The organism is Alloalcanivorax sp. (genome assembly GCF_964221125.1).
GTDB lineage: Bacteria > Pseudomonadota > Gammaproteobacteria > Pseudomonadales > Alcanivoracaceae > Alloalcanivorax > Alloalcanivorax venustensis.
Genome location: NZ_CAXPXK010000033.1, coordinates 12,304 through 30,930 on the forward strand (window position 1 = coordinate 12,304; position 18,627 = coordinate 30,930).

Annotated in this window: 18 protein-coding genes; 12 read left to right on the forward strand and 6 right to left on the reverse strand. The window is 66.9% G+C overall.

What is annotated here, in order from left to right:
• Nucleotides 1-139: 139 nt before the first annotated feature.
• From ybaK to mrcB, 3 genes are read right to left on the reverse strand one after another with little or no spacing between them, the layout of a single operon-like run.
• Nucleotides 140-604 (reverse strand): Cys-tRNA(Pro) deacylase, encoded by a 465-nt coding sequence (gene ybaK, locus ACEQZD_RS04300; RefSeq protein WP_370184243.1) that lies wholly within the window; start codon nucleotides 602-604, stop codon nucleotides 140-142.
• Nucleotides 601-1,050: a tetratricopeptide repeat protein gene (locus ACEQZD_RS04305; protein ID WP_194854889.1), complete on the reverse strand. Its 450-nt coding sequence runs from the start codon at nucleotides 1,048-1,050 to the stop codon at nucleotides 601-603. The genes ybaK and ACEQZD_RS04305 overlap by 4 nt, the downstream gene beginning before the upstream one ends.
• Nucleotides 1,026-3,383: a penicillin-binding protein 1B gene (mrcB, locus tag ACEQZD_RS04310; RefSeq protein ID WP_335629176.1), complete on the reverse strand. Its 2,358-nt coding sequence runs from the start codon at nucleotides 3,381-3,383 to the stop codon at nucleotides 1,026-1,028. Before mrcB ends, ACEQZD_RS04305 begins: the two co-directional genes overlap by 25 nt.
• A gap of 173 nt (nucleotides 3,384-3,556) precedes the next feature.
• On the opposite strand from mrcB, the gene ACEQZD_RS04315 reads away from it, so the two are divergent.
• The 3 genes from ACEQZD_RS04315 to ACEQZD_RS04325 are packed head-to-tail and all read left to right on the forward strand — an operon-like array spanning nucleotide 3,557 to nucleotide 5,907.
• A complete protein-coding gene (locus ACEQZD_RS04315; RefSeq protein ID WP_194854891.1) occupies nucleotides 3,557-4,561 on the forward strand; it encodes an adenosine kinase in 1,005 nt (334 codons plus the stop codon).
• Between the two features lie 13 nt (nucleotides 4,562-4,574).
• The gene (locus ACEQZD_RS04320; RefSeq protein ID WP_142948327.1) at nucleotides 4,575-4,907 is read left to right on the forward strand and encodes a Rieske (2Fe-2S) protein; all 333 of its coding nucleotides are present in this window, start codon (nucleotides 4,575-4,577) and stop codon (nucleotides 4,905-4,907) included.
• A 13-nt stretch (nucleotides 4,908-4,920) separates the two neighbouring features.
• Nucleotides 4,921-5,907, forward strand: coding sequence for a serine/threonine protein kinase (locus tag ACEQZD_RS04325; RefSeq protein WP_335629177.1), 987 nt, complete (start codon nucleotides 4,921-4,923; stop codon nucleotides 5,905-5,907).
• Between the two features lie 5 nt (nucleotides 5,908-5,912).
• Here ACEQZD_RS04325 and sfsA read toward each other — a convergent pair whose 3' ends face one another.
• From sfsA to ACEQZD_RS04340, 3 genes are all read right to left on the reverse strand, one after another.
• Nucleotides 5,913-6,638, reverse strand: coding sequence for a DNA/RNA nuclease SfsA (gene sfsA / locus ACEQZD_RS04330; RefSeq protein WP_142948325.1), 726 nt, complete (start codon nucleotides 6,636-6,638; stop codon nucleotides 5,913-5,915).
• The gene (locus ACEQZD_RS04335) at nucleotides 6,635-7,807 is read right to left on the reverse strand and encodes an aminotransferase class I/II-fold pyridoxal phosphate-dependent enzyme (RefSeq protein WP_370184249.1); all 1,173 of its coding nucleotides are present in this window, start codon (nucleotides 7,805-7,807) and stop codon (nucleotides 6,635-6,637) included. The genes sfsA and ACEQZD_RS04335 overlap by 4 nt, the downstream gene beginning before the upstream one ends.
• A 179-nt stretch (nucleotides 7,808-7,986) precedes the next feature.
• A complete protein-coding gene (locus ACEQZD_RS04340; RefSeq protein WP_370184251.1) occupies nucleotides 7,987-8,748 on the reverse strand; it encodes a hypothetical protein in 762 nt (253 codons plus the stop codon).
• Nucleotides 8,749-8,884: 136 nt separating this feature from the next.
• On the opposite strand from ACEQZD_RS04340, the gene dksA reads away from it, so the two are divergent.
• The 9 genes from dksA to panB all read left to right on the forward strand — a co-directional run bounded on the left by dksA (nucleotide 8,885) and on the right by panB (nucleotide 18,627).
• The gene (gene dksA, locus ACEQZD_RS04345) at nucleotides 8,885-9,247 is read left to right on the forward strand and encodes an RNA polymerase-binding protein DksA (RefSeq protein ID WP_228547840.1); all 363 of its coding nucleotides are present in this window, start codon (nucleotides 8,885-8,887) and stop codon (nucleotides 9,245-9,247) included.
• Nucleotides 9,244-10,122 carry a tRNA glutamyl-Q(34) synthetase GluQRS gene (gene gluQRS / locus ACEQZD_RS04350; RefSeq protein ID WP_335629179.1) on the forward strand — a complete coding sequence of 293 codons (879 nt, stop codon included), beginning with the start codon at nucleotides 9,244-9,246 and terminating at the stop codon, nucleotides 10,120-10,122. Before dksA ends, gluQRS begins: the two co-directional genes overlap by 4 nt.
• Before the next feature lie 9 nt (nucleotides 10,123-10,131).
• Nucleotides 10,132-10,308, forward strand: coding sequence for a hypothetical protein (locus tag ACEQZD_RS04355; protein WP_185956885.1), 177 nt, complete (start codon nucleotides 10,132-10,134; stop codon nucleotides 10,306-10,308).
• On the forward strand, nucleotides 10,298-13,243 hold the full coding sequence (locus ACEQZD_RS04360) for an ATP-binding protein (protein WP_370184302.1): 2,946 nt from the start codon (nucleotides 10,298-10,300) through the stop codon (nucleotides 13,241-13,243). Before ACEQZD_RS04355 ends, ACEQZD_RS04360 begins: the two co-directional genes overlap by 11 nt.
• A 15-nt stretch (nucleotides 13,244-13,258) precedes the next feature.
• Nucleotides 13,259-14,584 (forward strand): sigma-54 dependent transcriptional regulator, encoded by a 1,326-nt coding sequence (locus ACEQZD_RS04365; RefSeq protein WP_142948321.1) that lies wholly within the window; start codon nucleotides 13,259-13,261, stop codon nucleotides 14,582-14,584.
• Between the two features lie 590 nt (nucleotides 14,585-15,174).
• Nucleotides 15,175-16,638, forward strand: a complete 1,464-nt coding sequence (gene pcnB / locus ACEQZD_RS04370) for a polynucleotide adenylyltransferase PcnB (protein WP_142948320.1) — start codon at nucleotides 15,175-15,177, stop codon at nucleotides 16,636-16,638.
• Between the two features lie 6 nt (nucleotides 16,639-16,644).
• Nucleotides 16,645-17,154, forward strand: coding sequence for a 2-amino-4-hydroxy-6-hydroxymethyldihydropteridine diphosphokinase (gene folK, locus ACEQZD_RS04375; RefSeq protein ID WP_142948319.1), 510 nt, complete (start codon nucleotides 16,645-16,647; stop codon nucleotides 17,152-17,154).
• Nucleotides 17,135-17,812: a deoxynucleoside kinase gene (locus ACEQZD_RS04380; protein ID WP_370184257.1), complete on the forward strand. Its 678-nt coding sequence runs from the start codon at nucleotides 17,135-17,137 to the stop codon at nucleotides 17,810-17,812. The genes folK and ACEQZD_RS04380 overlap by 20 nt, the downstream gene beginning before the upstream one ends.
• 26 nt (nucleotides 17,813-17,838) lie before the next feature.
• Nucleotides 17,839-18,627 carry a 3-methyl-2-oxobutanoate hydroxymethyltransferase gene (gene panB / locus ACEQZD_RS04385; RefSeq protein WP_370184259.1) on the forward strand — a complete coding sequence of 263 codons (789 nt, stop codon included), beginning with the start codon at nucleotides 17,839-17,841 and terminating at the stop codon, nucleotides 18,625-18,627.

An 18,627-nucleotide genomic window follows, 5' to 3' on the forward strand; every position in this document is an offset into this window, starting at 1 on the left:
GCCCTCTCTAACGGCAGCTCAAACAAGGTCTCTGGAATCCTGCCGGCCGGCAAAGCCGGCCTTTCGCTTGCAAGGCACAAGCTCCCACAAACCGAGCTTCGTAGCAGCCCTGGCGATGAATCTTCCAAGGAACTCCGGGTCAACGAGCCAGAACAGCACACTGGCCCGCGGTCAGCGCCAACAGATCCACCGCGGCCATCTCGATTTCCAGACCCCGCCGTCCGGCACTCATGTAAAGGGTATCGAAGCTCAGGGCGCTCTCATCCAGCCACAGCGGCGACCGGCGTTTCTGACCCAGCGGACTGATGCCGCCCAGGACATAGCCGGTGATCCGCTGCGCCAGATCGGCGTCGGCCATCCGTGCTTTCTTGCCGCCGGCGGTCTTGGCCAGCGCCTTCAGGTCGAGACTCAGGTGTACCGGCACCATGGCCACCTGTGGCTGGTCGTCGACCACCGCCAGCAGCGTCTTGAACACGCGGCGCGGGTCCAGATCCAGAAGCTCCGCGGCCTCCAGGCCGTAGCTTTCGGCACCAGGGTCGTGCTGGTAGCGGTGCAGCCGGAAATCGACGCCGGCGTCCTCCGCCATTTTTACCGCCGGGGTCATGCGCGGTCCGGCTGCCGCAGGGCCTGGGCCCGCGCGCGCGCTTCATCGGCGCCGCTGCGGTCGCCCTGCTCGGCGCGGGCGGCGGCCACCAGCTCCCACAGCTCGGCGCGGTAGTCGTCGTTGTCCGGCGCCAGGCGCAGGGCGCGCTGGGCAAAGCCTTCGGCGGCATGGCCGTCGCCCTCTTCCAGCCGCAGCAGCGCCAGCTCGCGGTACAGCCACGAGGAGTTGGGCGCCATGGTCAGCGCCCGTTCCAGGTAGCGGCTGGCCGCGCCGGTCTCGCCCTGGGCGCGGGCCTGCTCGGCGCGGCTCAGCAGCGCCATCGCCGGAGACCCTTGCAACTCGGTGTCGGCGGTGACCGGCTCCGCTTTCTCCGCCGGCGGCGTCACCGCGCAGCCGGACAGCAACAGCACCGCCAGCAGCGTTAGTCGAACCAGCCCTTGAACCATTCCACCACTCCTTCCTTAACCTGGGTCGCGTTACCGCAACCGTCGCTTTGCTCCGGGATGGAGGCCTCCAGCATCGGGTATTCCCGCGCCCCGGAACAGCCTTTGCCACTGGTTTTCTCCCCGGAGGGATCCATCCACACCTCTTCCACGCCCGGGGGCGGCACCTGGGACAGGCTGGTCTGCGGCAGACCGGCCATCAGCCGGCTCCACACCGGGAGCGCGCCGGACGAGCCGGTCACACGGGCGTTTTCGTTGTTGTCACGGCCCACCCAGACCACCGACAGGTGGTTGCCGGAGAAGCCGGCGAACCAGGCGTCCCGGTATTCATCACTGGTGCCGGTCTTGCCGGCCACTTTCAGGTCGGCGGGCAGCACCGAGCGGGCGGAACGGGCGGTGCCCTTCTCCACCACCTGCTGCATGCCCCACTGAATCAGATAGGCCGGCCCGGAATCGATCACCTCTTCGGTGTCCACCGGATAGCGGGCCAGCGGCTCGCCGTCCTTATCCAGCACATCGGTGATCGAACGCAACGGCGTGGCGAAGCCGCCGGTGGCGAGCGGCTGGTACAGCATCGCCACCTCGAAGGGCGTCATGCCGATGCTGCCGAGCAGAATACTGGGGTAGGCCGGAACGGTCTTTTTCACGCCCAGCTGGGACAGGGTCCGGACCACCGCGTCCGGCCCCACGTCCATGCCCAGGCGCACGGTGGCCTGGTTGCGTGAATAGGCCAACGCGTCGACCAGCGGGATGGGGCCCTTGGATTCGCCGTCGAAGTTCTGCGGGGTCCACTTCTTGCCGGTGGTCAGCGGCACGGTGATCGGCTCGTCCGCCACCGGGGTGGCCAGGCTGTAGCGCTTGGGCTGCTGCAGCGCGGTGAGCATCACCACCGGCTTGACCAGCGAGCCCATCGGCCGGGTGGCGTCCAGGGCGCGGTTGAAACCCTGGGCGCGGGACTCGCGGCTGCCCACCAACGCCAGCACGTCGCCCTGGGCCGGCGCCACCACCACCACCGCGCCGTTGAGCGCGTCGCCGGAAGCATCCAGGCTGTTGAGGTGCTCACTGAGCGCCTTCTCGGAGGCCAGCTGCGCCAGCACGTCCAGGGTGGAGTGAATCCGCAGGCCCTCCTCGCCCAGCACGTCGGCCGGATAATCCCGGGCCAGCTGACGGCGCACCAGATCAATGAACGCCGGGAAGGCGTACAGCGGCGACGCGCCGCGCGGCACCACTTCCAGATCCCGTTCGCGGAAACGCCGGTACTCCTGATCGCTCAGCGCGCCCTCTTCCAGGGCCACTTTGAGCACCGTGTTGCGACGCGCCAGGGAACGCTCCGGATTACGGCGCGGGTCGTAGTAGCTGGGGCCCTTCAACAGGGCCACCAGGGTGGCGAGCTGGTGGGGCTCCAGCTCTTCCAGCGGTCGCCCGAAATAGAACTGGGCGCCCAGCCCCATGCCGTGGATGGCGCGCTTGCCGTCCTGGCCCAGGTACACCTCGTTAAGATAGGCCTCGAGGATCTGCTCTTTGCTGTAGTGCAGCTCCAGCAACACCGCCATCGGCATTTCCACCAGCTTGCGGGCGAGAGTGCGGTCCTGCGTGAGCCAGAAATTCTTCACCAGCTGCTGGGTCAGGGTGCTGCCGCCCTGCACCAGGCCGCCGGCTTTAACGTTGGCCACCATGGCGCGGGCCAGCCCCCGTGGCGAGACCCCGTGGTGCTCATAGAAATCACGGTCCTCGGTGGCCAGCAGCATCTGCACCAGCAGCGGCGGTACCCGGTCCAGGGGCACGAACACCCGGTCCTCGGTGTGGCCGGGGTGGATGCTGCCGATTTGCAGCGGCTCCAGCCGGGCCAGTGAATCGCCGTCGTTGCTGTCCAGCGCGCTGATCTGTCCGCCGCCGAGCGTGACGCGGATGCGCTGGGCCGGCTCGCCGCCGTCGCTGTCGCGGAAACCACGGGTATGGATCACCAGGGTGTTGCCGTCGGTGGTGTAGCTGCCCGGGGTGGGCGCGCCACCGGCGCGACGGTAGCGCATCAACTCCAGCATCTTGAGCATGTCGTTGCGCGCCAGGACCCGGCCGGGATACAACTCCACCGGACGCGCGTAAACGCGCGCCGGCAACTGCCAGACGTGGCTGTCGAACCGGTCGCGCACATAGGCGTCCAGATAGGCCAGCCCGGCGGCCGCCAGCACCAGCAGCACCACCGAGACCTTGGCGATGAACCGCCAGCTGAACCAGCGCCGCCCCGCGGACCGGTTGTTTCGTTTGTTTCCCGACTTAGCGGGGCGGCGCGCGGACCCTTTACGGGCGGACGCCGGCTTTTTCGCATTCTTCGCCATGGTCGCGAGTATAGTGAGACGGTGGCCGGGAGCCTACGCAAGAACACCCGGTTTTACACTGTTATCGGTGTCTTTATGAGTGGCGTCACAGTCACCGGGCGGGCAAACCCGGTTTGGCATAGGAGGTCGGCGCCACCATAATGGCCTCTTTTGTTAACCGGCCCGGAGTCCGCATGGAAAAGAAATACCACGTTTACGCCCTCGGCAATGCCCTGGTGGATACCGAAGTGGAAGTAACCGATGAATTCCTGACCCGTCTGGATTTGAGCAAGGGCCTGATGACGCTCGTCGATGAGGCGCGCCAGCAGGAGCTGGTGGCGGCGCTGGCCGGCGAAGCCGAACCCCACAAGCACACCTGCGGCGGCTCCGCCTGCAATACCGTGGTGGCGGCACGCCACTTCGGCGGCCGTGGCTACTACGCCTGCAAGGTGGCCGCCGACGACACCGGTGACTTTTTCGTGCGCGACCTGCAGGCCGCCGGCGTCGACACCAACATGACCGGCACCCGCGAGGACGGTGTGTCCGGCAAATGCCTGGTGATGATCACACCGGACGCGGAACGCACCATGCACACCTTTCTGGGCATCTCCCAGTCGGTCGGCGAACAGGAACTGGACGAAGACGCCATCGCCGCCTCCGAGTTCGTCTACCTGGAAGGCTATCTGGTGAGCTCCGACAGCGCCCGCGCCGCCGCCGTCCGTCTGCGCCAGCTGGCGGAAAAGCACGGCGTGCGCACTTCGCTGACGTTCTCCGATCCGGCGATGGTGCAGTTCTTCCGCGACGGCCTGGCGGAAATGCTGGGCGACGGCGTCGACCTGTTGTTCTGCAATGAGGCGGAAGCCCTCGGCTACACCGACACCGACAGCCCGCAGGCCGCGCTGGAGGCGCTGAAGCCGCTGTGCCGCGCCCTGGTGATGACGCGCGGCGCGGAAGGCGCGCTGATCTGGGACGGCGAGCGGGTCCACCAGGTCGACGCGACGCCGGTTAAAGCCATCGACACCAACGGCGCCGGCGACATGTTCGCCGGCGCGTATCTGTACGCCCTCACCCACGGCCATGATCACGCCACCGCCGGCCGGCTGGCGGCCGCCGCCAGCTCGCGGCTGGTCACCGAATTCGGCCCGCGCCTCCCCGCCGAGGCGCATCTGGAAGTGCGCAAGCAGGTACTGGGCGAATAAAAAAGGGGGAGCCATGCAAGCAGTCTGCAAAACCGAGGACATCGGCGAGGAAAGCGCCCGGGAATTCATGGTCGGCGAGCAGTCGGTGATCGTGGTCAAATTCGACGGCCAGTTCCATGCGTACCTGAACTGGTGTCCGCACCTGGGCATTGAACTGAACTTCATGCCCGACCAGTTCATGGACGACGACGGCCGCTTTCTGGTGTGCGCCAACCACGGCGCCCTGTTTGAACCGGAAAACGGCGCCTGTCTGTCCGGCCCCTGCAGCGGCGACAGCCTCACCGCGGTACCGCTGGACGTCCGCGACGGGGAAATCTGGGTGGGCAACGCCGAAGCCACCGCTTAACCGAGCATTCGTCATGACCGACCAGGAAGGCTCCACCCATCCGTTCGACGCCCTCACCCCGGACGTGATTCTCGACGCCGTGGACAGCGCCGGCTTCGTCACCGACGGCCGACTGATGGGGCTCAACAGCTTCGAAAACCGGGTCTATCAGGTCGGTTTGGAAGACACCACGCCGGTGGTGGTGAAGTTCTACCGGCCGCAGCGCTGGAGCGACGCCCAGATTCTCGAGGAGCACGCCTTCAGCCGCTTCCTGCGCGAGCAGGAACTGCCGGTGGTGGCGCCCCTGGCCAACGACCGCGGCGAGACCCTGTTCTACCACGCCGGCTTCCGTTTCACGGTGTTCCCGCGCCAGGGCGGCCATGCCCCGGAACTGGACAACGCCGACCACCTGCTGGTGCTGGGCCGCACCCTGGCCCGCTGGCACGCGGCCGGCAACGACCGCCCCTTCCAGACCCGCCCGGCCATCGACATCATCGCCGACTGCCGGGCCGCCGTGGACTACGTCAATCAGGGCGTGGTCGACCCCAACTTCTCGGGGCGCTACCGGGACCTGGGCGGGGCGCTGATCGAGGCCATGGAGCGGCGGCTGGACGGGATCACCTGGCAGGCGATCAATGTGCACGGCGACTGCCACACCGGCAATATTCTGTGGCGCGACGACCTGCCCCACTTCGTCGATCTGGATGACAGCGTGCGCGGCCCCGCCATGCAGGATCTGTGGATGCTGCTCTCCGGCGACGCGGAGGAGAACAGCCAGCAACTGCGCACCCTGTCCGAGGGCTATGAAACCTTCCTGCCGTTTCCCTGGGAGCAGCGCCGCCTGATCGAGCCGCTACGGGCCCGGCGCATGCTGCGCCACAGCGCCTGGCTGGCGCAGCGCTGGGACGACCCGGCGTTCCCGCTGGCGTTTCCCTGGTTCGACTCGCCGCGCTACTGGCAGGACCACATCAATGATCTCGAGCAGGAGCTGGCCACCATGCAGCGCCTGCTCGAGCACTGACACCGTCAGGGCAGCACCACCGGCACCGGCGCATCCAGCACGAATTCGCCGGTGCTCATCCGCGTGCGCCAGGCCAGGATTTCCACCCCGGCGCCCGCCGCCTCCCGCAGCAGCTGCCCGTACACCGGGTCCACATCGTCGGCGGGCCCGGCGGAACGGGCGCCGCCATGCTGTACACAGAAGAACAGCACCGCCCGGTACCCCTCCCGCGCGGCGGCCATCAAGGTACGCAAATGCTTCTGGCCGCGTTCGGTCACCGAGTCCGGGAAACGAATCTCGCCACTGTCCACCTCGCCCGGTGCCGGCCCCAGGGTCACGTTCTTGACCTCGATAAAGGTGTGCGGCGCGGCGCGCTCGCCCAGGGCCAGATCGAAGCGGCTCTCCGCGAACGTCACTTCGCGCTCCACGCCGTCCGCCGGGGACAGGCCGTCGATGCGGCCGGCGCTCAGCGCCTCGGCCACCAGAGCGTTGGTGCGGCCGGTGTTCACCCCCGCCCAGTAACCGTGCGCCACCCGCACCGCTTCCAGGGTGTGGCGGTATTTGCGCTTGGGGTTGCCGCTGTCGGAGATCAGCGCCGCCTGTTCCTGGCCGGGCAGCACGCAGTTTTTCATCGAGCCGGTGTTGGGGCAGTGCACCGTGGTCTCGCTGCCGTCGGGCAGACGTACATCGGCGAGAAAACGCTTGTAGCGGCGCAGCAGCGTCACCTCGCGCAGAGGGGGATCAAAATTCACGGTCTCTCCAGATAGGCGCGCAGCCGCTCAAGGGCTTCGTGCAGGCGGCTTTCCTCGCAGGTATAGGCGAGTCGCAGATAGCGTTCGGGATGATGGTGGGCGCCGAAATCCAGCCCCGGCGTGAGCGCCACCCCGGTGCGTTCCAGCAGGTCCCGGCAGAACGCGAAGCTGTCGTCGGTGTGCGCACTCACATCCAGATACAGGTAGAAGGCGCCCTCGGCGCCGCCCACCACCGGCAGGCCCATGCCGGGCAGGGCCTCCATCAGCAGGGTGCGGCGCCGGTCGAGAAGCTGGCGCCTCTGCTCGGCGATCGCCAGGCTCTCCTCGCCGAAGGCGGCCATGGCGGCGTGCTGGGCCACCGTGGACGGCGCCAGAAACCAGTTCTGCGCCAGCCGCTCGATGGCCGGCACCCAGGCTTGCGGCGCCACCAGCCAGCCCAGCCGCCAGCCGGTCATGCCGAAGTACTTGCTGAAGCTGTTGATCACCACCGCCTCGTCGCCGTGGCGCAGCACGGTATCCGCCGGCGCCCCGTAACAGAGCCCCTGATAGATCTCGTCCACCACCCGGGTGCCGCAGCGCGCCCTGCAGTCGCGGGCCAGGCCCGCCAGCCCGGCGCCGTCGGTGCGGTTGCCGGTGGGGTTGTCCGGGCTGGCCACCATCGCCACCCGGGTGCGCTCGGTCCAGGCAGCCTCCAGGGTGTCGGCGGTCAGCCGGAAGCCGTCTTCGGGCCTCAACGGCAGGGGGCGGGGCACGCCGCCGAACAGGGTCACGAACTGGCGGTTGCAGGGGTAGCCCGGGTCACACAGCAGCACCTCGTCGCCGGCGTTCAACAGGGCGCCCATAATCAATTGCAGCGCTCCCGAAGCGCCCGGCGTCACCACCACCTGGGCCGGGCTCACCGAGGCGCCGAGCCGATCACGGTAGTCCCGGGCAATGGCTTCGCGCAGCGCGGGCAGCCCGGCGGCGGGCGTGTAGCGCGTCTGGCCGCGGTCCAGGGCGCGCCGCGCCGCGTCCATGATCGGGGCGGCGCAGGGAAAATCCGGCTCGCCCACTTCCAGGTGCAGGATGTCGTGGCCGGCGGCTTCCAGGGCCTGGGCCCGCTCCAGCAACGCCATGACATGAAACGGCGGCGCCTGTTCGGCAAGATGAGACAAGATGGGACGGTTCAAGAAAAACCCCTTTCCTGTGGCCTGGGTGTCGTTATAATCCCGTGGTTTCGCCACGCAATGCGTGCGCGGGCAAGGGAACGCCCCCGCTTCGCAAGCCGCGCCAACAGCGAATCTCGCCGGAAAAACCGCGACTGTGCTGAATAGTGACAAGGCTTGCAATAAAGCGGTAAGGTCGAAGGTTACACTATTATCTGTCCTGGATTGGGCGGCCCTGTGCAAGGGCGGCTGTCGCCTGCAGGGATCTGGGCTCTTAGGTAGCGAGTCGTGACTATGTTAAGGGAGTTGATCAAAATGGCCACCGGTAGCAAGAGCAAGAAGAAAACGGCCAGCAAGGCGGGCAGCGCGGCTTCCAAAAAAGCCACCACGAAAACGACGACGGCTAAAAAAGCGGTCGCCAAGAAAGCGGCCGTAAAGAAGGCCCCGGCTAAAAAAGCCGCCGCCAAGACCACCCCGAAACGCGCCACGGCCGCCCCCACCAGGAAAACCACCGCTACCAAAGCGGCCGCCAAAAAGGCGACCGCGAAAAAAGCCGCGGTAAAGAAACCGGCGGCGAAGAAGACCACGGTGAAAAAAGCCGCAGCCGCTCCGGCCAAGAAAGCCGCCAGCAAAAAGCCGGCGAGCAAACCGGCGGCCAAAAAGGCCGCAGTGAAGAAGACCGCCGCGAAAAAGCCCACGGCGAAGAAAGCCGCCGTGAAGAAAACCGCGACCGCTAAATCCGCGACAACGCCGAAAGCACCGGCCAAACAGAGCGCGGCCCAAAAGGCGCCGGCAAAAACCGCCGCCGGCAAAGCCGCCAAACCCGTCGCCAAAAAGGCGGCGGCGAAGAAAAGCACCGCTCGGAAGGCTACCGCCGCGCCGGCCACGAACCCCAATCGTCCGGCCTCCGCCCAACCGAGCAGCACGCGTTCCCCGGGGACCGCCAGGAGGGCTACCGGCAGCATGGACAGGCCGCCGTCCCGTTCTCCATCTTCCAATCAGGTGACATCCAAGGTGAAGAAATCCGCATCCTCCGCCTCCAAGGCGGAAACGCTCATTCATGGTTTTACGCCTTACACGCCCAACCAAGGCGAGGAGTACATGAACGAAGCACAGCGCGCCCATTTCCGTCAGATTCTGCTGGCCTGGCGCCAGGAACTGATGGAGGAAGCCGACCGCACCATGCACCACCTCCAGGACGAAGTGGCCAACCTGCCGGACCCGGCCGACCGGGCCACCCAGGAAGAAGAATTCGCTCTGGAGCTGCGCACCCGCGACCGCGAGCGCAAGCTTCTCAAGAAGATCGAAAAAGCGCTCGACCAGATCGACAAGGACGATTACGGCTTCTGTGATGCCTGCGGCATCGAAATCGGCATCCGCCGCCTGGAAGCCCGCCCCACCGCCGAGCTCTGCATCGACTGCAAGGAACTGGCGGAAATCAAGGAAAAACAGCTGGCCGGGTGAACCGGCCGTACCGGGGGCGCTTCGCCCCCACGCCATCTGGGCCGCTGCATTTCGGCTCGCTGGTAACGGCGCTGGCCGGCTGGCTGGACGCCCGTTACCACGGCGGCCAGTGGCTGCTGCGCATCGACGATCTGGACCCGCCCCGCCAGCAACCGGGGGCGGTGGACACCATCCTGCGACAACTGGACGCCTTTCAACTGCACTGGGACGGCGCCCCGGTCTATCAAAGCCGGCGTGGCGATCATTATCAGCGGGCGGTGGACACCCTGCTGGCGGAGGACAAGGCGTTTTACTGCACCCTGTCGCGCAAACAACTGAAAGCCCTGGATCACATTCACCCCGGCCCCGCCGTGGCCCAGCCGCGGGGGCCGGACCGCGCGGTGCGTCTGACGGTGCCCGACACGCCGCTGTGGCTTGACGACCGGCTGCAGGGCCGGGTGCACGCCGATCTGGCCCTGGAGGGCGGCGCCTTCGTGATACGCCGCCGCGACGGGCTGTTCGGCTACCAGCTGGCGTGCGCGCTGGACGACGCGGAAATGGCGATCACCGACGTGGTCCGCGGCAGCGACCTGCTGGCCTCCACCCTGCGCCAGCAATGGGTGCTGGAGTGCCTGGGCCAGGCCGCGCCATGCTACGCTCATCTGCCGGTGGTGATGGACCCGGCCGGCGGCAAGATGAGCAAGTCCGCCGGCGCCGCCGCGCTCGACAGTGAACGGCCCGGCGGCTTCCTGTTCACCGCTCTCGGCTATGTGGGGCTGACACCGCCGCCGACACTGCGCGACGCCGGCGTGGCGGAGCAACTGGCCTGGGCCCGCGCGAACTGGACGCCGGCCCATCAGCCCGGCGGGCGCCGGCTGCCGCCACCCTCGATTTAGGAAGCGATCATGTACACCGACCGGCTGCTGATCATTTTTATTCTCGGCACCTATCTGTTGTCACCGTCCCTGATCGACTGGTGGAGCGAAGGCGGCCGCGCCTGGTACCGCCCCTATCTGGTCTGGCTGGGGCTGATCGCATTGAGCTACTGGATCGCCAGGAGTCGGGATGTCGATGGCCTATAGTGTCAGCGATCTGATTCTGATCGCCGGCGCCTACCTGCTGTTTCTGTTTCTGGTGGCGTGGATCACCGAGAAAGGCTGGATTCCGGCGCGTCTGGTACGCCACCCGGCGGTCTATGTGTTTTCCCTGGGGGTCTACGCCAGCGCCTGGGCGATCTACGGCTCGGTGGGCTACGCCCACGACTACGGCTACAACTTCCTCGCCTACTTCCTGGGCATCTCCGGCGTGTTCCTGCTGGCGCCGATACTGCTGGCGCCGATCCTGCGGCTCACCACCACCTATCAGCTCAGTTCCCTGGCCGACCTGTTCGCGTTCCGCTACCGCAGCCGCCTGGCCGGCGCGCTGACCACCGTGATGATGGTGGTCGGCATGCTGCCGCTGCTGTCGATGCAGATAAAAGCGGTGGCGGAGTCGATCCAGATTCTCACCGGCGAGCCGGACCCGGCCTGGGTGGCGTTCTGGTTCTGCCTGCTGATCACGCTGTTCGCGATTCTGTTCGGCGCCCGCCATGCCACCGCCCGCGAACGCCACGAAGGCCTGGTGGTGGCCATCGCCACCGAGTCCCTGATCAAGGTGGCGGCGTTCGCGGCGGTGGCGCTGATCGGCCTGTTCGGCGTGTTCGACGGGCCCAGCGGCCTGGGCGTGTGGCTGGATCAGCACCCGGAGATGCTGTCGCGCCTGTACGCGCCGCTGCAGGACAACACCTGGCACAGCCTGATCATGGCGTTTTTCGTGTCCGCCGTGGTGATGCCGCACATGTTCCACATGGCGTTCACCGAGAACCTCAATCCCCGCGCCCTGGTGTCGGCGAGCTGGGGGCTGCCGTTGCTGTTTCTGGTGATGGCGCTGTGCGTGCCGATCATTCTGTGGGCGGCGCTGGCCAGCAACGCCACCACCTCACCGGACTACTTCACTCTGGGTGTGGGCCTGGCCAACGGTGGCGGCGGCGCCGTGCTGGGGTATCTGGCCGGGCTGGCCGGCGCCAGCGGCATGCTGATCGTCGCCATCCTGTCGTTGTCGGGCATGTGCCTGAACCACCTGATCCTGCCCGCCAGCCCGCTCAATTCCGCCCAGGACCTGTACCGGAATCTGCTCTGGACCCGGCGCGTGCTGATCGCCGCGATTCTCGCCCTGGCCTATGTGTTCTACCGCCTGGCCGGACCCAATCATTCGGCGGTGGAACTGGGCGTGCTGTCGTTCGTCGCCGCGCTGCAGTTCGTGCCCGGTCTGATCGGCACCCTGTTCTGGCCGTCCGGCAACCGCAACGGCCTGTACGCCGGTCTGTGCGCCGGCTTCGCGGTGTGGCTGGCGGCGCTGCTGCTGCCCATGGTGTACCCGGACTGGCACGCCCAGCATCTGGTGGAAATGTTCGGCCTGCGCCGGGCCGAAGGCGCCGACCACTGGAACCAGGTGGCGATCGTGTCGGTGGTGCTCAACGGTATCGTGTACGCCATCGTCTCCATCGTCACGCCCATGTCCCGCGCCGAGCGCACCGCCGCCGAAGCCTGTGCGGTGGACAGCCTGCGCCGCCCCTACCGCTGGGATCTCAGCGCCCAGACCGTGGACGAATTCGTGACCGCGCTGAGCGGGCCGCTGGGGCCCGGCACCGCCGCCCGGGAAGTGGACATGGCCCTCGGCGACCTGCAATTGAATGCCAACGAAACACGGCCCTATGCATTGCGGCGCCTGCGTGACCAGCTGGAGACCAACCTGTCCGGCCTGCTGGGGCCGTCCGTGGCCCATCAGCTGATGGACGACAACCTGCCCTACAAGCCCCAGGACGGCGAATCCAGCGAGGACATCCAGTTCATCGAATCGCGCCTGGAGCAATACCGCGACCGCCTCTCCGGCCTGGCCGCGGAGCTGGACAGCCTGCGCCGCTTCCATCGCCAGACCCTGCTGGAGCTGCCCATGGGCGTGATTTCCCTGGGCGGCGACGGCGAGATCATCGGCTGGAACCGGGCGGTGGAACACCTCACCGGCATCGACGCCGAGCACACCATCGGCTCGCGGCTGGCGCATCTGCCGGCGCCCTGGGGCGACCTGCTGTCGGAGTTCGGGCGCGGCGAAGCGATGCACGAGCCGCAGCGCCATCTGGAGGTGGACGGCCAGTCCCGCTGGGTCAGCCTGCACAAGTCACTGATCCAGAGCCCGGGCCCCAGCGAGCAGGCCGGCGGCCTGGTGCTGGTGCTGGAGGACATCACCGAACTGCGGCAGATGGAATCCCACCTGGCCCACAACGAGCGCCTGGCATCAATCGGCCGGCTGGCGGCGGGCGTGGCCCACGAGATCGGCAACCCGGTGACCGCCATCGCCTGCCTGGCGCAGAACCTGGACGGCGAATGCGACCGCGAGGAGCAGACCCTCAGCGCCAGCCAGATCATGGAGCAGACCCGCCGCATCACCCGCATCGTCGAATCCCTGGTCACGTTCAGCCACTCCGGCGGCCTGCGCGATACCATCCAGGGCCCGGTGAACGTGGCCGCCACCGCCGCCGAGGCCATTGCGCTGCTGCTGCTGGACCCGGACCATCGGGCGCAGCGCTTTGAGAACCAGTGCGCGCCGGATCTGGAAGTGATCGGCGACCCACAGCGCCTGCTGCAGGTGTTCGTCAACCTGCTCGGCAACGCGGCGGACGCCAGCGACGCGGGCGACGCGATCCGCGTGCTCAGTGAAGACCACGGCGACAAGGTGCGCATCCAGGTGGAGGACCACGGCCACGGCATTCCCGAGGAGTTGCGCGCCGCCCTGTTCGAGCCGTTTGTCACCAGCAAACCGCCCGGCAGGGGCACGGGGCTGGGCCTGGCGCTGGTTTACAGTATTATCGAGGACCACCACGGCACGGTGTGGGTGGAAAGCCCCATCGACGGCGACCGTGGAACCCGCTTTATCATCGAGCTGCCGCGCTTCAGCGCCGGCGCCTTGAGCACGCATTAAAAAAGGAACGGCACCATGAGCCATATCCTGATCGTTGAAGACGAGCCGGTGATTCGCGGCGCCCTGCGCAAACTACTGGAACGGCACGATCACTCCGTGGCTGAGGCGGAATCCGTGGAGCAGGCCCGCGAGAACGGCCTCACCCAGTGCGACCTGATCATCAGCGACCTGCGTCTGCCCGGCGAGCCCGGCACCGCGCTGATCGAGCTGGCGGCCCCGGTGCCGGTGCTGATCATGACCAGCTACGCCAGCCTGCGCTCGGCGGTGGACGCCATGCGCGAAGGCGCCGTGGATTACATTCCCAAGCCCTTCGATCACGACGAAATGCTGATGTCGGTGCAGCGGGTGCTCAAGGAAGGCCGCATCAACCGGGGCAACCAGGCGCTGCGCCAGGACATGGAGCGCACTTACCCGGTCCGCTCCATGATCGGCGACTGCGAGCCGATGCGCGATCTCAAGCACCGCATCAGCCGGGTCGGCCCCACCGACACCCCGGTGCTGATTCTCGGCGAGGCCGGCACCGGCAAGGAGCTCACTGCGCGCGCCCTGCACGAGCACAGCGAGCGCACCGCCGCGCCGCTGGTAACGGTGCATTGCGCCGCTCTGCCCAAGACCCTGCAACTGGAGGAACTGTTCGGCAGCGACAGCCAGCCCGGCCGCATCGAGAACGCCGACGGCGGCACCTTTTTTCTTGACGAAGTGGGCGAGCTGTCCAACGAGGCGCAAAGCCGCCTGCTGACCCTGCTGGAACAAGGGGAAATCCACCGCCAGGGCTCGCTGTCGCCGCGCCGGGTGGACGTGCGCGTGATCGCCAGCAGCCAGATGGATTTGCCGGCCCGGGTCACCGACGGCCGCTTCCGTGAGGACCTGTATTACCGCCTCAACGTGATGGAGCTGGAGCTGCCGCCACTGCGCGAGCGCGAGGACGACATCGAGCAGCTGGCCGCCACCCTGCTGACGCGCAGCTGCGAAAAGCTCAGCCGGGGCGCGCTGTATTTCACCGACGCCGCGCTCGCCGCCATGCGCGCCTACAGCTGGCCGGGCAACGTGCGAGAGCTGGAAAACGTGATCGAGCGGGCGGTGATTCTCACCGAGGAGGACGGCATCGGCCCCGCGCAGCTGGGCCTGAACCCCAACCGCACCCCGCAGCGGGTCAGCCGGGCCAGCCTGGACCCCTCCGAGGATCTGTCCCTGGAGGACTATTTCACCCGTTTCGTACTGGAAAACCAGGACAGCATGACCGAGACCGAGCTGGCCCAGAAGCTGGGGATCAGCCGCAAAAGCCTGTGGGAACGCCGGCAACGCCTGGGCATTCCACGCCGCAAGAGCACCCGCCGGTGAATTTCAGTGCTTGCCTTTGCGGTTTCAATCAATGCAGGACGGGGCCGGGAGGGGTGTTACCCCAGAAGTGTTACCTTACTACACAGGCCGGTAACAGGTGTGCTACCGCGCCGGAGCTTATAACTGTTCACATTTCTTCATTTTTTTATAAGTGCTTGATTTGAAAGGGTTTAACAACTTGTTGCAATGGAAAAACCATCCATGCACTATGAATCCCACGCCACATAAGGAAAACAACAACGGCGTTAAGGCTCATAATAAGAACAAGAAAAGAAGAAGAAGAATAAACTTGGAGCCAAAACAAGATGCCGTAACAAAAATTGGTTATGGCGCAAGGCAGAAAAAAACACAAACAATAACAACAACAGAATCAGCGCATAGGGGATCACAACCGAGGTTGTGGTCCCTTTTTACTTTCCAGGCCCGCCATATCGCTTACGCCCGGCGGACCGCCCGCCCTTTCTCCAGATCGAATAACCAGCCCGTGGCAAAAAGTGCTACCATGCCGCCTTTCATTCCGTCAGGACGTTTTTTGCTCAATGGCACGTAACCTTTCACCGAGGCTTAAAAGCGCCCTTACCTGGCTTGTCATGCCCGTGGTCTGGGCCGACGCAATTCTTACCTGGGCCCTGGCCCGGCTCGCCGGCATCGTCACCTACCCGCTACGCCTGCTTGGCCGCCCTCTGAGAACATTGACCGCCGTGGCGAGCAAAGGTTCCAGCGGCGGCACCGCCCTGCCCGAGGCGCGGATCATACCCCGGGACCAGCATCCGATCTCCCGCAAGCAGATCTCCAGAGCGGCGCTGAATGTGCTGTATGGGTTGCACGAGCAGGGATTTCAAGCCTTTCTGGTGGGCGGCTGCCTGCGCGACCTGCTGTGCGGCCGCGAGCCCAAGGACTTCGACGTGGTCACCGACGCCACGCCGGAGCAGGTCCAGCGCCTGTTCAAGCGCAGCCGTATCATCGGCCGCCGCTTCCAGATCGTGCATGTGCGTTTCGGCCGCGAAGTGATCGAAGTCTCCACGTTCCGCGCCTTTCAACGGGACGACCAGGAACTCGACCGCGACCAGCACTCCGCCCACGAAGAGACCGGGCTGGTGCTGCGCGACAACACCTGGGGCAGCATCGAGGAAGACGCCCTGCGCCGCGACTTCACCATCAATGCGCTCTACTACAATATCGCCGACTTCGCGTTGTACGACTTTGTCGGCAGCCGGCGCGCCATCGAGCGCGGCGAGATCAGCCTGATCGGCGACCCCGAACAGCGCTACCGGGAAGACCCGGTGCGCATGCTGCGCGCCGCCCGCTTCGCCGCCAAGCTGGGCTTCCGGCTGGACCAGAAGGCAAGCCGCAAGATTCCCGAACTGGCCGAGCTGCTGCTGCAGGTGCCGCCGGCGCGGCTGTTCGACGAGGTGCTGAAACTGTTCCTCAGCGGCCATGCCCGCGCCTCCATGCAGCAACTGCAGGACCTGGGCCTGTTCCATTTCCTGTTCCCGGAAACCGACCGCAGCCTGAAGGGCCCCCAGGGCAAGGTCTGGGAGAAACTGATTCTGGCCGCCATGGACAACACCGACCGGCGGCTGGCGCAGGATAAACCGGTGACGCCGGCGTTCATCTTCGCCGTACTGTTGTGGCCGGTGACCGTGGCGCGCCTGGAAAAGCTGCGCGCCGACGGCATGCCGCCGGCTCCGGCCCTGCACAAGGCCGCCGGCTGGGCCCTGAACCAGCAGGTTCAGCACACCGCCATTCCGCGCCGCTTCTCCACCGTGATGCGGGAAATGTGGGACCTGCAGGATCGGCTGCCACGCCGTGGCGGCCGCCGCGCCGAGGCGCTGGTGCAGCATCCCCGTTTCCGGGCCGCCTACGATTTCCTGCTGCTGCGCGAGCAGGCCGGTGAACTGCCCGCCGGCCTGGGTGACTGGTGGACGCGCTACCAGGACGCCGACGAGGACCAGCGCGAAGCGATGGTGCAGGCGCTCGGCCCCAACCAGGGCGCCAGCGGCGGTGGCAAGCGCCGCCGGCGCCGGCGCAAACCCGCCAACAGCCAGGGCTGAACAGGCATGGTGGTGATCGGGCTGGGCGGCAATCTGGCGGATCCCCGCCGGCGACTGTGCCGGACCCTGGAGGCGCTGGCCGCCTTGCCCGACACCCGGCTGGTGGGCCATTCCGATCTCTACGCTAGCGCCCCGGTGGGGCCCCAGGACCAGCCCGACTTCATCAACGCGGTGGCGGCCCTGGAAACCACGCTGGCCCCGCTGGCCCTGCTGGACGCCTTGCAGCAGCTGGAAAACGCCGCCGGCCGCGAGCGGCACCGGCATTGGGGCGAGCGCACCCTGGATCTGGACATCCTGTTATGGGACCAGCGGACCCTCGACCTGCCCCGCCTCACCGTCCCCCACCCCGAGCTCACGCGGCGCGCCTTCGTGATCGGCCCGCTGGTCGACCTGCTGCCCGATTGCCGCTTGCCGGACGGCACCCCGGTGGCCGACTATTGGCCTGCGGTCGCCGCCCAGCCACTGCAGCGCCTGCACTGCCTGGAGGAGAACCACTTTGCTGACCGAACGCATTAACCGTCTGCGCGACAACGGCGAACTGCCCCGTTTCATCGCCGTGGAAGGCCCCATCGGCGCCGGCAAAACCACCCTGGCCCAGCGTCTGGCGGACACCTTCGGCTTCGACACCCTGTTCGAGCGCGCCGACGACAACCCGTTTCTGACCCGCTTCTATCAGGACCCGGCCCGCTTCGCCCTGCAGACCGAACTGTTTTTCCTGTTTCAGCGCGCCGACCAGCTGCGCGGGCTGCGCCAGCAGGACCTGTTTTCCGGCCCGCGGGTGGCGGATTTCCTGGTCGACAAGAACCGCCTGTTCGCCGAGGTGAATCTCGACGAGGACGAGTTCGCCCTCTACGACAACGTCTACCAGCACATGCTGATCGACGCCCCGGCGCCGGACCTGGTGATCTACCTGCAGGCGCCCACGCCGGTTCTGCGCCAGCGGGTGCTGAAACGGGGCAACGCCTTCGAGCAACGCATCGACCCGGACTACCTGGACCGCCTCAACGACGCCTACACCCGCTTTTTCCACTTCTACGACCGGGCCCCGCTGCTGATCGTCAACGCGGCGGAAATCGACCTGGCCAGCGGTGACGCGGACTACCAGCAACTGGTGGCCGAGTTGCTGGACATCCGCACCGGGCGCCACTATTTTAACCCCCGGCCGCTGGTCTAAACGCAGTTTCCCGGGGGAAGACACCCATGCCCGTTACCATCCGCACTCTCAACAAGCGCAAGCAGGACGGCGAGAAGTTCTCCATGCTCACCGCCTACGACGCCACCTTCGCGCGTCTGATCAGCGAAGCGGGCGTGGACGCCGTCCTGATCGGCGACTCCCTGGGCAACGTGATCCAGGGCCGTGACAGCACCGTGCCGGTGACCCTGGACGACATGGTCTACCACACCCGGTGCGTGGCCCGCGGCAACCAGGGCAGCCTGGTGCTGGCCGATGTGCCCTTCCTGGGCGCCGCCACGCTGGAGCGCATTCTCGAGGCCAGCGGCGCGCTGATGCAGGCCGGCGCCAACATGGTCAAGCTGGAAGGCGGCGCCTGGCTGGCCGAAGCGGTCACCGTGCTCAAGCGCAACGGCGTCCCGGCCTGCGTGCATCTGGGCCTGACCCCGCAGGCGGTCAACGCCTTCGGCGGCTACCGGGTCCAGGGCAAGGACGAGCAGGGCGCGCGCGAGCTGCTGGAGGCCGCCGTCGCCCTGGAAAAGGCCGGCGCCGCCATGCTGCTGCTGGAGTGCGTGCCGCGCGCCCTGAGCGCGGAAATCACCGCCGCCGTGAACATCCCGGTGACCGGTATCGGCGCCGCCCCGGAGTGCGACGGCCATGTGCTGGTGATGCACGACATGCTCGGGCTCAATGCCAGCCCGGCGCGCTTCGTGAAGGACTTCATGGCGGAGGCCGGCGGCGATGTGGCCGCGGCGTTCCGCGCCTATGACCGGGCCGTCAAGGACGGCCAGTTCCCCGCCGAACAGCACTGCTTCTGA

What these genes read in the sequence shown, in the direction of transcription:
- ybaK (WP_370184243.1), bottom strand. Translation starts at nt 604, where the DNA reads ATGACCCCGGCGGTAAAAATGGCGGAGGACGCCGGCGTCGATTTCCGG.
- ACEQZD_RS04305 (WP_194854889.1), bottom strand. Translation starts at nt 1,050, where the DNA reads ATGGTTCAAGGGCTGGTTCGACTAACGCTGCTGGCGGTGCTGTTGCTG.
- mrcB (WP_335629176.1), bottom strand. Translation starts at nt 3,383, where the DNA reads ATGGCGAAGAATGCGAAAAAGCCGGCGTCCGCCCGTAAAGGGTCCGCG.
- ACEQZD_RS04315 (WP_194854891.1), top strand. Translation starts at nt 3,557, where the DNA reads ATGGAAAAGAAATACCACGTTTACGCCCTCGGCAATGCCCTGGTGGAT.
- ACEQZD_RS04320 (WP_142948327.1), top strand. Translation starts at nt 4,575, where the DNA reads ATGCAAGCAGTCTGCAAAACCGAGGACATCGGCGAGGAAAGCGCCCGG.
- ACEQZD_RS04325 (WP_335629177.1), top strand. Translation starts at nt 4,921, where the DNA reads ATGACCGACCAGGAAGGCTCCACCCATCCGTTCGACGCCCTCACCCCG.
- ACEQZD_RS04340 (WP_370184251.1), bottom strand. Translation starts at nt 8,748, where the DNA reads ATGCTGCCGGTAGCCCTCCTGGCGGTCCCCGGGGAACGCGTGCTGCTC.
- dksA (WP_228547840.1), top strand. Translation starts at nt 8,885, where the DNA reads ATGAACGAAGCACAGCGCGCCCATTTCCGTCAGATTCTGCTGGCCTGG.
- ACEQZD_RS04355 (WP_185956885.1), top strand. Translation starts at nt 10,132, where the DNA reads ATGTACACCGACCGGCTGCTGATCATTTTTATTCTCGGCACCTATCTG.
- ACEQZD_RS04360 (WP_370184302.1), top strand. Translation starts at nt 10,298, where the DNA reads ATGGCCTATAGTGTCAGCGATCTGATTCTGATCGCCGGCGCCTACCTG.
- ACEQZD_RS04365 (WP_142948321.1), top strand. Translation starts at nt 13,259, where the DNA reads ATGAGCCATATCCTGATCGTTGAAGACGAGCCGGTGATTCGCGGCGCC.
- pcnB (WP_142948320.1), top strand. Translation starts at nt 15,175, where the DNA reads ATGCCCGTGGTCTGGGCCGACGCAATTCTTACCTGGGCCCTGGCCCGG.
- folK (WP_142948319.1), top strand. Translation starts at nt 16,645, where the DNA reads ATGGTGGTGATCGGGCTGGGCGGCAATCTGGCGGATCCCCGCCGGCGA.
- panB (WP_370184259.1), top strand. Translation starts at nt 17,839, where the DNA reads ATGCCCGTTACCATCCGCACTCTCAACAAGCGCAAGCAGGACGGCGAG.